Origin of the sequence: Pseudonocardia sp. DSM 110487 (genome assembly GCF_019468565.1) — a bacterium.
Taxonomy (GTDB): Bacteria; Actinomycetota; Actinomycetes; order Mycobacteriales; family Pseudonocardiaceae; genus Pseudonocardia.
Genome location: NZ_CP080521.1, coordinates 2,847,756 through 2,861,029, shown reverse-complemented (window position 1 = coordinate 2,861,029; position 13,274 = coordinate 2,847,756). Strand labels below are relative to the sequence as shown.

The following is a 13,274-nucleotide window of genomic DNA, read 5'->3' as shown; positions in this document are numbered from 1 at the left end:
GTCCTGTAGTCGTCGACGTGCACGTCGGCGCCTCCTCTGCCCCGCGCTCGACGCTCAGTCCGTCGAGACCAGGTGTCCCAGCGGTCCCAGATCGATGTCAAGGTCTTCGGGGTCCAACCCGAAGTGGGCACGCAGTTCGGTCATCCTCCGGTCGAGGGCCATCAGCGTTGCGCCGATGCGCTCGATCTGCTCGTCGGTGAGATCACCCTCGTCCACCCGACGCAGCGCCTGCCGTTCCATCAGCTGGCGCACGAGCTCGACGATCGTGAGCACCAGGCACGCCAGGTCCCGTTCCACGGATTCGGGGTCGGCGTCGATCCGCTCGGGAAGCCGAAGGCGCCGGTCCGACGGATCGCCTTCGGCATGCTCCGGCACCGGCCGACTCACGGAGATCTCCTCTCGTCACCGCTCACCGAACAGATGAGCGCGCGCAGGGAGACGCGCACCAGGTCGACATCCGCGATCCCGATCGTCACGTCCCCCGCGATGACCACACCACCGGCCAGCACCCGATCGAGCAGATCCACGAGCGCGACCCGCCGATCGTCGTACCGGGCGGGCTGCCGGGTCATCCGTCCGCCTCCGTCGCCGCGAACGAGTACGGGGGCCACGGGCCGGTCAGCTCGAGGCGGATGCCGCGGTGGGCACCGTCCTGGGCAGCGACGACGTCGGCGAAATCGTCGGTCCGGTCGTCGTCGACGAGGTAGGCACCGTTGAGCAGCATCCACTCGCACCGTCCGGACAGGCGCGGGTCCTGCGGCCGATGCCGCCGCGCCGCGGTCGCGACACCGGCGAGGGTCGCGTGGATGTGCTCCGCAACGCCGACGGCACGGCGTTCGGTCTCCACGTCCGCCGACAGCTGGGCCTTGCGCCGCATGAGGTACGCGGTTCCTGCGCCGGCCGCGGCGGGCTCCGGCTCGGCCGGACCCGCGAGAACGGCGCGGTCGCCGTACGCCTTCACCCCCCATTCGGTCCGCCCTGTCACCTGGAGCAGCGCGAAATCGAAGTCCGGCCAACGGTCGGCGAGCATGTCGCGGACCCGCTCGTCGTCCCGGAAGATCGTGGCCAGCCGCAGGGGAACCATGGCACCGTGGCGGGCGACCGCGGACACGACCGCGTCGTGCGCCCGCGCCGTTCCCGCGAGCCAGTCGAGGTCCTCGAAGTTGCGGTGCAGCGCCTGCGCCGCGAACACCTCACCGTCGACGGAACCGACGATCGCGGCCAGATCTCCTTGATGCACCATCCGTACGGGCTCTCCGTCCACCCCGGTGAGTCCCCGAAGGTCACGGGCGAGGTCACCGGACCCGGAAGACCGGGTCACCGCGTAGGCCCACACCGCCTGCTCGTCAGGCGTCATCGCTCGCCCCGCTCGGTTCGCCTGCCTCGAGTGAGCGATCCGATCGGGTGCTCTGCTCGAGCTCCGCCACACGGGCGCGCAGCTCGCGGTTCTCGCGCTCGAGTTTCCCGTCCCTGCCGGTGAGCCACGGGTCGTGCTCCCACCAGTCGATCCCGACTTCACGCGCCGTCTCGAGGGACGCGACAACCAGCCGGAGCTTGATCGTGAGCAGCTCGATGTCCAGCAGGTTCACCTGGATATCGCCGGCGATGACCAGTCCCTTGTCCAGGACCCGTTCGAGGATGTCGCCGACGTTGGCGGGTTGATGCCCGGGCGAGCCGTGCGGCTGGCTCATGACCGCATTTCCGGGTGGGCCCGACGCGGATGTCACGATGCCCCGTTTCGTCCGTTGATCGCGCTGCCCCGCGCGTACCGCTTCGTCCTGCGGTAAGCGATCAGCTCGCCGCCGGGGTCGAGCTCGACCTCGTACAACGCGAGCATGTCCGACGACGACGGGATCCGCCGTTCCTCGATCACCTCCACGTCGACCACCCACCCGTCGTCGGACGGTTCGACGGCCGTGGCGGCGACCGGCTCCCTCGAGATCAGTTCGCGCACGCGCCCCAGCGCGATGGCACCGATCTCGTTGGCTGCGAGCGCCGGCTCCGACTCCTCGGACCGAACCCGGCTCGGCCGGTCATCGCGATCCTGACTCCTGCTCCGCTCAGCCTTCATCGTCGCTCCGCCAGCTCCGCTCAGCGTTCATGTTCGCTCTCCGCCGCCATCGCGCCGGCCGTACTTTGCTGTGTCATCCGACCGGTCACCCGGTACTCGGCCTCGGCGACCGCGTCCGGCGAGAGCTCGCCACGCGCGCTCGCCTCCTCGACCTGCTCGAGCTCTCGCCGGGCGACGGCCGGGTCGTGCAGCTCCTGCTCGACCCGCTCCTGAATGACCTCTGCCAGCGAGATCAGCGCACGGACCGGCGCGAACGGCAGACCGAACACGAACGACAGCAAACCCATTCCTCACTCCCCGGGCGTCTGCGTGACCACGAAGTCGTAGGGAGCGAGGGGCCCGCGCACGCGCATCTCGATTCGGCCATCCCACTCCCGAGCGATCTCGTCGACCGCGCTCTGGAATTCGCCCTGGCGATCGGTTTCGACAAGGCAGGCGAGGTGGACGGCGTCCTCCTCGTGCGTCGCTGGACGCACGTTGACCTCCACGACGGTCCCCGTGAGAGCGTTCGTCAGCTTCGCCGTGTCGCGCTCGCGTTTCGCCTCGATCGCGTTGTACACGGCCTCGCCGAGCGCGATCCGGGCGTTCCGGGTCGCCTCCTCCGGCTGGCCGCCGATCTGCTCGCGCAGCTGCGCCAGGTCGTCGGATTCGTCCACGACCTCGCGCAGAACCGCGTCGTGTTCGTAGCGCCCCTTGACGATGAACTCGGCGCGTCCCTCGAGCTGATCCAGCGCGCTCTTGAACGCGTCGTGGTGCTCGCCGAGGAGCTCTTCCTGGACAGCCCGCTCGTCCGTGAGCACCGCCCCGAACCGCAGAGGGAGGACCGGTGCGTCCGCCGCTGTCGCGTCGAGGAGCTGCGCGTGCGCTGCCAGGTCCTCCGGCGTGCCCAGCGGCTTGTCCGGTGACACACAGCTCACCAGTGCCGCGATCTGTCCCTTTCGGATGATCGTGACCTCGTCAGGGGGATCGCCCACGCCGCGTACGTCCGGCTCGACCTCGACGTCGGCCGGGACGATGCCGTACACGTACACGACCTTCTCGCCCTGCTGCACGTTCTGTTCCTCGCGGTGACCGAGCCCGGCAGACATCAGCGTCCCTCCCCCCGCCGGCGCGCCGGCTCCCGCTCGTCCTCACCGAGGAAATCGCGCAGCGCGTCACCGGCCGCCTCGATGGCCCCCTTCGCCTTGCTCCGCGATCCCGTGCGGTTGACGTCCTCCATGAGCTCAGGGAGGCCCTTGTGCTCCGTCTCCGAGATGTCGAGCCGGTTCACCGCATCCGCGAAACGCAGGTAGGTATCGACACTCGCCACGACGATCCTTGCGTCGATCGTCAGCAGCTCGATCCCGACCAGCGAGACACGCACGTAGGCATCGATCACCAGGCCCTTGTCGAGAATCGTGTCGATGACGTCGGCCAGACCAGTGGGCGACGGTCGCTCGACGCCACCGCCGCCTCCTGCCGGTACGGATGTGGTCATCGCCTACTTCCCCCGTTCCGTCGAATTCGCCGCGGCCGGCCGACGTGCTCGTGAAGCCGGTACCGGCTCTTCGAGCTCCTCGTCGGCGGATTTCTCCTCATCGGTGAATTCGTCGTCGGCGTAATACTCGTCGTCCGGCCCCTCATCGTCGGACTGGACCTCGTCGGATTCGTCGGGCTCTTCGGCCTCGTCGTATTCCTCGTATTCCTCCTGCTCGCGGCGCTCTTCCTCGATCGCCTCCTCGTGAGTCCTGACCACTTCACCGTCGCGGATCTCGCCACGCCAACCCTCGACGTCGTCCTGATGGATCAACACGTGCCTCATCGCGTGCCTGCGGAAGTGCTGGAACTCCAGCCGGGCCCGCCTACCCTGGGCCCGCCAGAGGTTTCCGGTGTGCTCGAACAGCCCCTGCGGGTGGTACTCGAGCACCAGCAGCACCCGGGTGAGGTTGGGTCCGAGCTCGGTGAAGGTCACCGCGCCGTCGACGCGCCCCTTCGCCCCCTCCGACCGCCACACGATGTGCGAATCCGGCACCTGCTCGACGATGGTCGACTCCCAGGTGCGGTGCGACCACAGCACCTGCGCCGTCCATGTGGTCGTCACGTCGTCGGTCTGCTCGACCCTTTCCACCTTCTTCATGAAGCTGGGGAAGTCGGCGAACCGCGTCCACAGGTCGTAGGTGGTGCGCAGCGGCAGGCCGACTTCCAGATCCTCGCTGATCACCGTGACCTTGAGCTTCTGGCCCGCGCCGCCGACGGACCCGACCGCACTCTGCACCTTCTCCTTGAGTGCCCCGAGCCCCTTCCGGGCACCGAGGTCCGCGACCGCACCGACCCCGCGGGACAGCAGCCCGGCGACGGAGCCACCGCCGCCACCGCGGTTGTTCCCGTTGGAGTTCAGCGCCTCGCGCAACCCCAGGCCCTGTTCCGCAACCCCGCTCAGGCGCTCCGACAGACCGGTCACGCGCTCCGTCGCGGCCTCGGCCGCCCGCTGTACCAGCAGCGCCAGCAACTGCTGCCCGGCATCGCGCAGCGCGTCGGTCGGCGCGGCCTCCTTGACCTTCTTGGTCGTCGTTTCAGCCATCGCCCTCACCCCGCCGAGCGCGCGGCTTGCGGCTCCCGGCACCGGAGGCGGTGCGCCGGACGGTAGCGGTCCCCGACGTGCTCCGGCCGCCGCGACCGCGCGAAGAATTCGCCGCGGGGGCGCGGCTCGCGCGGCGGGCTCCCTGCTCCTCCCGGCCGTCGGTGGCGCGAGCGCGCTCGGTGTCCCGCGGCGCCGCGTTCTTGTCCTCGGTGGCCCTCTCCTCGGTGTCCTTGTCCTCGGTGTCCTTGTCCTCGGTGTCCCTCTCCTCGGCCTCTGCCTCCTCGGCATCGCCTTCCTCGACGTCCGCCTGCTCCTCGGCGTGCTCCGGCTCGTCACGACCGGGCTTCTCGGTCCGGCGCCGCCGCAGATCGCCGGTCTCGCCGAGCGCCTCGACCCGCTTGCCGACGCGGTCGGTGAGGGACTCCACCTGCCGGGTGGCCACAGCGACGACAGCACCCTTGCCCGCCTCCAGGAGCCGCCCTCGCACCTCGCCCACGAGGCGTGACAACTCCGGCGAGGCGTCGATGAGCTTGGTACCTCGGCTCAGGAGTTCGCCCGGTCCTCCGGCCCGTCGACCCGCGGCCATCCCACCCAGCATCAATGCGAGCTTCATCTTCTTCGTTCGTCCGAGTAAATAGCCGCCGGCAACGCCGAGGGCCACTCGTGCCCCACACTTCACTGGAACTCCTTTTTCGGTTGTCGGGCGCTCGACCGTTCCGCGATCGCAAAAACCATGTGGTTCTCGCAATGCACGTCCCCGACGGCCGCGTCCAGCGATTACCCCGGGCACTGATCTCACACGCGCCGCCGTCGGGATCGTCGGAAAATTAGGCCGTTCGGAGCAGGCTGGGGGGCCATCGGTTCGTCTCGACCGCTCCCTGGATGCGAGCGGCAATGATCATCGGCCCGAGCGCCGCGAGCTTGTGCGTCCGACTCCTGGACCGCTCGGTGACAGCTCACGCTGAGCGCCCGCTGGTCGGCAACTCTTGCTCCGAATGCTGCGGCAAATCCGGCTGAATGGAGGAGAGAGGATCACCGCCGGGCAGCCCTGATCGCGCCCCACACGGCGAGGCCGATCAGGGCGAGCAGCAGGAGAACGACGGTCAGCGGCACCAGGAGCAGCGCGAGGATCAGGGCGGCGATCGAAGCACCCTTCGCCGCCGGGCTCATCGCCGCGAACGCGCCCCTGACCGCGCCCCAGAGCGGGCTACGCCCCTCGAAGAGGGCTACGGCCCCGCCGAGCAGTGCGTTCAGTGGGAGCCCTCCCCGGGCGGCAACCTCGTCCAGCTGGCGGGCGAGGCCCTCCACGGCGTCCAGGGCGAGCCCGAACGCGCGGTCGATCAGCGTGGCGAGCAGCTCCCGCAGGCTCCGCTCGAGCCGCTCGGTCGAATCCCGCTCGATCGCTGCACTCCCCGTGATCTCGACCATCCGACCCATCCCCTTCTCCATCGCCACTCGGCGCGCGTTCCGGCCTCGTACCCCGTTGTCCGACGCCCTACCGATCTCGCACGAGTGACGACCGCGCTCGGCGAGCCCTATGTGGTCACGCCGTCGGCGACCGCGAGCTCCGCGCACAGCGCGGCGTAGGTTGGTGCGAGGAGACCGAGCAGTTCCATCACGCGCTCCCGGTCGCCCCGTACCAGCGGGTACTGCAGGCCGCCGACGAGCCGCGCCTGCTCCTCCGCGACAACCGCCGCACCGGCGAGGCCGAGCCGGCCGAGCCACACCGCTGCGTCGGCGAGGCGGCGGGCGCCGACCCGGACCGCGAAGTGGACGAGGTGCGCCTCGTGCCGCGGGCTCAGCCCGGCGGCGACGAGGCAGGCAAACCGCTCGACGGCCGCGCCTGCGCTCCCGTCGTCGAGCAGGCGTCGCGCATTGGGCAGGGATGCGCGCAGCGCGTCGGTGACGGGGACCTCCCGGACGCGACGGAACCGCGAGCGCATCGTGAACGGCTCGGCGGGATATTCGAACGTGACCGATTCCCAGGCCGCCACGAATTCGTCGACGGGTAGCGTGGCGAACGGAAATCCGTGCGGGTCGTGAAAATGGACGACACCGTCGGTCACGGCGGTGACGACCATGAAGTGGTCGGAGTCGAGGACCTGCCCGGATCCCGGGTGGTGCAGTAGTAGGCCGAACTCCACCGGTCCGACGAACACCGGGCCGTCGGCGGCCCGCAACCGCTCCACGGCGTCGGCCGCCGAGCCACCCGATGCCCGCTCGCAGGTCCATCCCAGCAGGTCGAGGGCCGTGTCGACGCCTCGGTCCGGATCCCAGCCCAGCGGGTCGAACCACGCCAGCCCGCCGCCGGGGTGGAACCCGAACGGCGAGCCGCTGAGCACCTCGATCGCCGACGGCGGCGGGCCGTCCACACCGAGGACCATCGCGAGAGAATTCGCGTAGCAATAGGGACCGGAACCGACATAGAGAACACCCATGCCGGCCAGCATGCCCTAATTCAATGGAATTTACGCGAGCGGCTCCCCGGCATGCTCGATCTGCGTCCGGATGGAAAACGCGGGCTTGAGCATCATCGTCACCTCGGTGCGCTCGAGCGCGTCGGCGAGGCGATGCGCCTCGTCGCGGTCGAGCCGGAACCCGAGCAGCACCCGCCGGTAGAGCAACGTGGGCGGGCCCGCGTCGAGGGTGACGATCACCTCGATGTCCCCCGGATCGCCGTCGCGCTCGAGATGGGTGCGCGCCGACATCGCGCTGCACGCCGCGAGCGCGCCGGTCATGAGCTCGAGCGGGGTCGGACCGGCACCCGCCCCGGAGGTGGCGTGATCGGAGGTGACCTCGTGCGGCCCCAGCTTCAGGCCGACGGCCCGGCCTGCGTCGGACGCGAGGACGGCGCCGGCCGACGCGAGCGGGATCTGCATCGTCACGTGGCGGGCTCCTCCGTGATCGGCAGGCGCACCCGGAAGCGGGTGTCGCCCGGCTCGGACGTGACGGTGATGTCGCCCCGGTGCCGGTTGACCACGACCCGGTAGCTCACGTCCAGCCCGAGGCCGGTGCCGCGCCCGACCGGCTTCGTCGTGAAGAACGGCTCGAAGATCCGCCGCCGGACGTCGGGCGGTATGCCCGGCCCGGTGTCGCCGATCTCCACGAAGATGCAGTCGTCGTCGATGCGGCCGGTGCGGACGGTGAGCGTCCCCGTGCCGCCCATGGCGTCGATCGCGTTGTCGATGATGTTCGTCCAGACCTGGTTGAGCTCGGCGGGGTAGGCCGGGATCTGGGGCAGCGTCCGGTCGTACTCCTTGACGATCGCGATGCCGGCCTCCGCACCGGACTCCGGGGGCGCGAGCTTGCGACCGAACATGACGAGGGTGGCGTCGAGGCCCTCGTGCACGTCGATGAAGCGGTGCGGCGCGCGGTCGAGCTGCGAGTACTGCTTGGCGGCGAGCACCAGGTCGGAGATCCGGGTGGTGGCGTCGAGGATCTCCCGCAGCAGGCTCTCGGTCTCCACGGTGTAGGCGAGCCAGCGGATCGCGCCCTCGAGCGTGGTCTCGCCCGCGGCCGCGTCCACCGCGTCCAGGTCCTCGACGCCGAGCCCACCGGCCACGAACACCGGGGCGAGGTCCCACCCGCCGCCGATGCCGTGGTCGTCGAGCCAGTCGCCGAGCTCGTCCTCGCGGTCGGTGGCCTCGAGCGGCGACAGCGTCGGCGCGTAGCGGACCTTCTTCACGAACTCGTCCTGCGCCATCACCAGCTTCTTCAGCTGGTCGCCCGCGATCTTCCCGTCGGCGATCATGGCGAGCTTCGCCCGCATGCCGGACACCTTGTCGCGCAGCGCGTCGGCCGCGCGGCCCGCGGCGGCAGCCGGGTTGTTCAGCTCGTGGGTGAGCCCCGCGGACAGCTTGCCGAGCGCGAGCAGCCGTTCCCGCTCGGCCACCTGCGCGTTGCCGCGGCGCAACCCCATCAACATGCCCTCGAGCAGGTGCACCGCCATCGGGAACCACGACGCGAACGCGCGCGCGAACTCCTTCGCGGGGAGGGCGAGCACCGTGCAGTCGGTGACCGCGCGCACCGACGCCGGGTAGGTCAGAGCGGTGTCGTCGTCGAGGTAGAACTGCGTGGCGCCGAAGTACACGCCCCGCTGCTCGGTGCGGGTGGTCTCCACCGGGTCGCCGCTGACCAGCTTGAACATCGAGATCGCGCCGGACAGCAGCACGTAGAAGCAGCGCGCAGGCTCGCCCTCGCTGACGATGTTCTCCCCCGCCGGGAAGGGAACGACATCGCCGTTCTCGATCACCCAGGCGGCCTGGTGGTCCTCGAGGTCGGCGAACAGGAACAGCGTGCGCAGCTCCTCCGGCGTGAGCCGGGCGGGAGTGGTTTCGTCGAGTGTGGTCATCACTGCTCCGCCAGATAGCGGTGGACGAGGGTCACGGCCATGGCACCCTCCCCGACGGCGGACGCGACGCGCTTCACGGAGTCGGACCGCACGTCTCCCGCCACGAACACTCCGGGCACGCTCGCCTCCAGGTGGTAAGGATCCCGGTCCAGCGTCCACCCCGGCGGGCGCTGCCCGTCGACGACGAGGTCGGGACCGGTGGGGATGAAACCGCGGGCGTCGCGCTGGACGAAGCCGTCGAGCCAGTCCGTGCGCGGTGCCGCGCCGATGAATACGAACATCGAACCGGCCTTCACCGATTCCCGCGTGTCACCCTCGCAGAGCGTGATCGACTGCAGGTGGTCGTCGCCGTGTGCCTCCACGACCTGGCAGCGGGTGCGCACGGAGACATTGTCGATGGCCTCGATCTGCTTGATCAGGTACGTCGACATGGACGCCTCGAGGCTCGGCCCCCGCACCACCAGCGTGACGGTGGCGGCGTGCTTGGAGAAGAACACGGCCGCCTGACCAGCGGAGTTGGCGCCTCCGACGATGTAGACGTCCTCGCCGCGGCAGGCAGGCGCCTCGGTGGCGGCCGAGCCGTAGAACACACCGCGGCCGGTGAGCTCGTTGACCCCGGGCGCGTCAAGGCTGCGGTAGGCGACGCCGGTGGCCAGCACCACGGCGTGCGCGGCGATCTCGCTGCCGTCGCCGAACTTCACGACGCGCGCCGAGCCGCGCGCCTCCAGCCCGACGACGTCGCGGGCGGTGAGCACCTCGGCGCCGAACTTGGCGGCCTGCCGCCGGGCGCGATCCGTGAGCTGCGCGCCGGACACGCCGTCGGGGAAGCCGAGGTAGTTCTCGATCCGGGAGCTCTGCCCGGCCTGACCGCCGGTGGCCTGGCGTTCGACGAGCACCGTGCGCAGGCCCTCCGACGCGCCGTACACGGCCGAGCCCAGTCCTGCCGGGCCGCCGCCGACCACGATCAGGTCGTAGAAGTCGGAGACCGGGTCGGTGGTGAGCCCGCACGCGGCGGCGATCTCGGCATCGGTGGGCGAGCGCAGCGCCGTGCCGTCGGCGGTGATCAGCACCGGGACGTCCTCCGGGCCTGCGCCTGCAGCCTCCAGCAGGCGCGCGCCTTCCGGCTCGTCGATCGAGTAGTAGCGGTAGGGCACGGAGTTGCGGGCGAGGAAGTCGCGGGCCGAGAAGCACTCGGCCGACCAGCGGTGGCCGACGATCCGGATCTCGTCGACCGGGCGCTGGCCCACCGCCCGCCACGTCTCGACCAGTGCGTCGACGACGGGGTAGAGCTTCTCCTCCGGCGGGTCCCACGGCTTGAGCAGGTAGTGGTCGACGTCGACCAGGTTGATCGCCTGGATCGCCGCGTCGGTGTCGGCGTAGGCGGTGAGCAGGGCGCGGCGCGCGTGCGGGGCGATGTCCATGGCCTGCTCGAGGAACTCGATGCCGTTCATCTCCGGCATCCGGTAATCGGCGAGGATCGCCGCCACCGGCTCGCCGCGCAGGGTGAGCTCGCGCAGCGCGTCGAGCGCGTCGCGGCCGGACTCGGCGCGGACGATCCGGTGGTCCTGGCCGTAGCGGCGGCGCAGGTCGCGAGCCACGGCGCGGCTCACACCCGGGTCGTCGTCGACCGTCATCAGAACGGGTTTCGTCGAGCGGGGCTCGATCGTGGTCATGCAGGCTCCAGCGGGACGGCGGTCCGCCCGGATGGGGGCGGTCTCCGCTTTCGAACCTACTGCCCCGTCCCGAATCCGACGAGCGGCGCTGTCGTGCCACTGAGGGCTCCGCGCTTGCTCCGCAGCGCGCGCAGCCCTCAGACATGCATGGCGTCGGAACCTGTCCGACCGACAGCGCCGTTCGTCGGAACGGATCAGGCTCCGGTGAGGACGCCGTCGACCCTCCTGGGCAGGCCCAGCGGGTTCCCGTCCTGCAGCGCCTCGGGCAACAGGGCCTGCGGGGTGTTCTGGTAGCACACCGGGCGCAGGAAGCGGCGGATCGCCGTGGTGCCGACGCTCGTGTGGATCGACGCCGTCGTCGACGGGAAGGGGCCGCCGTGGTGCATCGCGTGGGCGACGGCCACACCGGTGGGCCAGCCGTTGTAGACCAGCCGGCCCGCGCGGTCGCGCAGCACGTCGACCAGCGGCGGCAGCGTGGCGGCGTCGGCCTCCTCGGCGTGCACGGTGGCGGTGAGGTTGCCGCCGAACGTCTCGGCCGCGGCGAGCATCTCGTCGCCGTCGGCGTACTCGACGATGATCGACGTGGGCCCGAAGCACTCCTGCAGGATCGGGTCCGGGTCGGCGAGGAGCTCCTTGGCCGTGGTGGCGAGCAGCGTGGGCGCCACGCCGGAGTCGCTGTCGGCGCCGTGCACGAGGGTGCGCAGCGGGCCGAGGCCCTCGAGCCGGTCACGCTCGTGCGCGTGCCCGGAGCGGATCCGGTCGTTGAGCATGCCGGCGGGCGCGGTGCCGCGGACCGCCTCGACGAGCCGCTCCTCCAGGCCGTGGCCCTCGGGAAGGAACAGCAGGCCGGGCTTGGTGCAGAACTGGCCGGTGCCGAGTGTGAACGAGCCGACGTAGCCGTCGGCGATGTCGGCACCGCGGGCCGAGACCGCCGCGGGCGTGACGAACACCGGGTTGAGGCTGCCCAGCTCGCCGTAGAACGGGATGGGCTCCTCGCGGCGGGTGGCGATCTCCAGCAGTGCGAGCCCGCCCTTCACCGAGCCGGTGAAGGCGCCCGCCTTGATCCGCGGGTCGGTGAGCGCGGTCGTGCCGGCCTCCATGCCGTGCACCACGGCGAACGTGCCCTCCGGGGCGCCTGCCGCGCGCAGCGCTTCGACCAGCACCTCACCGGTGCGCTGCGAGAGCCGGGGGTGACCGGGGTGCGCCTTGACGACGACCGGGCTGCCCGCGGCCAGCGCCGAGGCGGTGTCGCCGCCGGGCACGCTGAACGCGAACGGGAAGTTGCTCGCGGAGAACACCAGCACCGGGCCGACCGGCACGAGCATCCGGCGCAGGTCAGGGCGCGGCACCGGCTTCGCGTCCTGGTCTGCGGAGTCGAGGATCACCTCGAGGTAGGAGCCCTCGTCCAGGGCGTCGGCGAAGAGCCGCAGCTGGCCACTGGAGCGCGCGACCTCGCCGGTGAGCCGCCCCTCCGGCAGGGCCGACTCCTCGATCGCGATCGGCACGAGCTCGCCTGCCGCCGCGTCGAGCGCGTCGGCGGCCGCGCGCAGCAGCCGGGCGCGCTCGGCGGGACGCAGCGCGGCGAGCGGTCCCGCGGCCTGCGCCGCCGCGGCGAGCACGCGCTCGAGCTCCTCGGGGGTGGTATCGGTGACGGTCACTGCTGGCCCTTCCTCCTGGCCGCCGGACGCTCGAGGGCGTCCACCAGCCATGACAACGGTTCGCGGCCCCGTACGACGGGGTTGGACAGGGTTCCGACCTGCGCGATCTCGATGTCGACGCGGTCGCCCTCGGTGAGCGAGAAGCTCAGTTCGGGGACGATACCCGTGCCGGTGGACAAGATCGCGCCGTCGGGGAAGTCGCTGGGGGCGTAGAGCACCTCCACCAACTCCTCGAGCGTGCGGTGCAGGCGGGCGGTGCTCGTCTCGCCCTCGAACACGACGGCGCCGCCGCGCACGACCTTCATGGTGATCGCGAGGTCGGAGGTGTCGACCTCCCACGCGGGCCGGATACCCGTGGCCAGCGCGCAGGAACCGTTGAAGACCTTCGCCTGCGGGATGTAGAGCGGGTTCACGCCCTCGATGGAGCGCGAGCTCACGTCGTTGCAGACCGTGTAGCCGACGATCTCGCCGCGGCTGTTGGCGACGACCGCGAGCTCCGGCTCGGGGACGTCGATCTCGGAGTCGGCGCGCACCCCCACCGGCTCGCCGTCGGTGACGACCCGCCAGGCCACCGCCTTGAGGAAGAGCTCGGGGCGCGGCGCGTCGTAGACCAGCTCGTAGACCGAGGCCTGGACGCTCTCCTCCACCCGGCCCTCGCGCGAGCGCTCGTAGGTGACGCCGGACGCCCACACCTCGGTGCGCCCGTCGACCGGCGGCAGGTAGGTGACGGTGGTGACGTCCACCTCCGCTCCGGAGGGCTCGAGCCCGGCGCGCAGGGCGTCGAGCGGCTCGCGCAGGAGCTCGGCCACCGAGCCGAAGCGGACCGGGGCGATCTTCCCGTCCCGGCGCACCCCCACCCGCGGCTGCGCTGCCCCTTGCTCGACGTAGCGGACGATCTCCATGTTCTCCACCGGCTCCTGTCCGTCGCGTCAGTGCTGCTCCCGGATCCTATAGGATCTTG

The 13,274-nt window shown here is 70.9% G+C and carries 17 protein-coding genes; all 17 read right to left on the bottom strand.

Annotation, left to right across the window (positions count from 1 at the left end):
* Positions 1–54: 54 nt before the first annotated feature.
* The 17 genes from K1T35_RS13155 to K1T35_RS13075 all read right to left on the bottom strand — a co-directional run bounded on the left by K1T35_RS13155 (position 55) and on the right by K1T35_RS13075 (position 13,215).
* Entirely contained in the window at positions 55–387 is a 333-nt protein-coding gene (locus K1T35_RS13155; protein WP_370645363.1) for a gas vesicle protein K, read from the bottom strand.
* Complete coding sequence (locus K1T35_RS13150; protein ID WP_220260455.1) at positions 384–572, bottom strand: gas vesicle protein; 189 nt, start codon at positions 570–572, stop codon at positions 384–386. Before K1T35_RS13150 ends, K1T35_RS13155 begins: the two co-directional genes overlap by 4 nt.
* Entirely contained in the window at positions 569–1,357 is a 789-nt protein-coding gene (locus tag K1T35_RS13145; RefSeq protein ID WP_220260454.1) for a GvpL/GvpF family gas vesicle protein, read from the bottom strand. The genes K1T35_RS13150 and K1T35_RS13145 overlap by 4 nt, the downstream gene beginning before the upstream one ends.
* Positions 1,347–1,691 carry a gas vesicle protein gene (locus tag K1T35_RS13140; RefSeq protein WP_220260453.1) on the bottom strand — a complete coding sequence of 115 codons (345 nt, stop codon included), beginning with the start codon at positions 1,689–1,691 and terminating at the stop codon, positions 1,347–1,349. The genes K1T35_RS13145 and K1T35_RS13140 overlap by 11 nt, the downstream gene beginning before the upstream one ends.
* Before the next feature lie 32 nt (positions 1,692–1,723).
* Positions 1,724–2,071: a gas vesicle protein GvpO gene (gvpO, locus tag K1T35_RS13135; protein ID WP_220260452.1), complete on the bottom strand. Its 348-nt coding sequence runs from the start codon at positions 2,069–2,071 to the stop codon at positions 1,724–1,726.
* Positions 2,072–2,091: 20 nt separating this feature from the next.
* Positions 2,092–2,358, bottom strand: a complete 267-nt coding sequence (locus K1T35_RS13130) for a gas vesicle protein GvpG (protein WP_220260451.1) — start codon at positions 2,356–2,358, stop codon at positions 2,092–2,094.
* 3 nt (positions 2,359–2,361) lie between these two features.
* Entirely contained in the window at positions 2,362–3,159 is a 798-nt protein-coding gene (locus K1T35_RS13125; protein WP_220260450.1) for a GvpL/GvpF family gas vesicle protein, read from the bottom strand.
* Positions 3,159–3,548: a gas vesicle protein GvpJ gene (gene gvpJ, locus K1T35_RS13120; RefSeq protein WP_220260449.1), complete on the bottom strand. Its 390-nt coding sequence runs from the start codon at positions 3,546–3,548 to the stop codon at positions 3,159–3,161. The genes K1T35_RS13125 and gvpJ overlap by 1 nt, the downstream gene beginning before the upstream one ends.
* 3 nt (positions 3,549–3,551) lie before the next feature.
* Complete coding sequence (locus K1T35_RS13115; protein WP_255621837.1) at positions 3,552–4,673, bottom strand: SRPBCC family protein; 1,122 nt, start codon at positions 4,671–4,673, stop codon at positions 3,552–3,554.
* Complete coding sequence (locus K1T35_RS13110; RefSeq protein ID WP_220260448.1) at positions 4,624–5,244, bottom strand: hypothetical protein; 621 nt, start codon at positions 5,242–5,244, stop codon at positions 4,624–4,626. Before K1T35_RS13110 ends, K1T35_RS13115 begins: the two co-directional genes overlap by 50 nt.
* A 419-nt stretch (positions 5,245–5,663) precedes the next feature.
* Positions 5,664–6,068, bottom strand: coding sequence for a hypothetical protein (locus K1T35_RS13105; RefSeq protein WP_220260447.1), 405 nt, complete (start codon positions 6,066–6,068; stop codon positions 5,664–5,666).
* A 98-nt stretch (positions 6,069–6,166) separates the two neighbouring features.
* Complete coding sequence (locus K1T35_RS13100; RefSeq protein WP_220260446.1) at positions 6,167–7,069, bottom strand: hypothetical protein; 903 nt, start codon at positions 7,067–7,069, stop codon at positions 6,167–6,169.
* A gap of 30 nt (positions 7,070–7,099) precedes the next feature.
* Positions 7,100–7,510, bottom strand: coding sequence for an OsmC family protein (locus tag K1T35_RS13095; protein ID WP_255622586.1), 411 nt, complete (start codon positions 7,508–7,510; stop codon positions 7,100–7,102).
* A gap of 2 nt (positions 7,511–7,512) precedes the next feature.
* On the bottom strand, positions 7,513–8,982 hold the full coding sequence (locus tag K1T35_RS13090) for an ATP-binding protein (protein ID WP_220260444.1): 1,470 nt from the start codon (positions 8,980–8,982) through the stop codon (positions 7,513–7,515).
* A complete protein-coding gene (locus K1T35_RS13085) occupies positions 8,982–10,655 on the bottom strand; it encodes an FAD-dependent oxidoreductase (protein ID WP_220260443.1) in 1,674 nt (557 codons plus the stop codon). Before K1T35_RS13085 ends, K1T35_RS13090 begins: the two co-directional genes overlap by 1 nt.
* Before the next feature lie 194 nt (positions 10,656–10,849).
* Positions 10,850–12,313, bottom strand: coding sequence for an aldehyde dehydrogenase (NADP(+)) (locus tag K1T35_RS13080; protein WP_255621835.1), 1,464 nt, complete (start codon positions 12,311–12,313; stop codon positions 10,850–10,852).
* Positions 12,310–13,215, bottom strand: coding sequence for a fumarylacetoacetate hydrolase family protein (locus K1T35_RS13075; protein WP_220260441.1), 906 nt, complete (start codon positions 13,213–13,215; stop codon positions 12,310–12,312). The genes K1T35_RS13080 and K1T35_RS13075 overlap by 4 nt, the downstream gene beginning before the upstream one ends.
* Positions 13,216–13,274 lie beyond the last annotated feature (59 nt).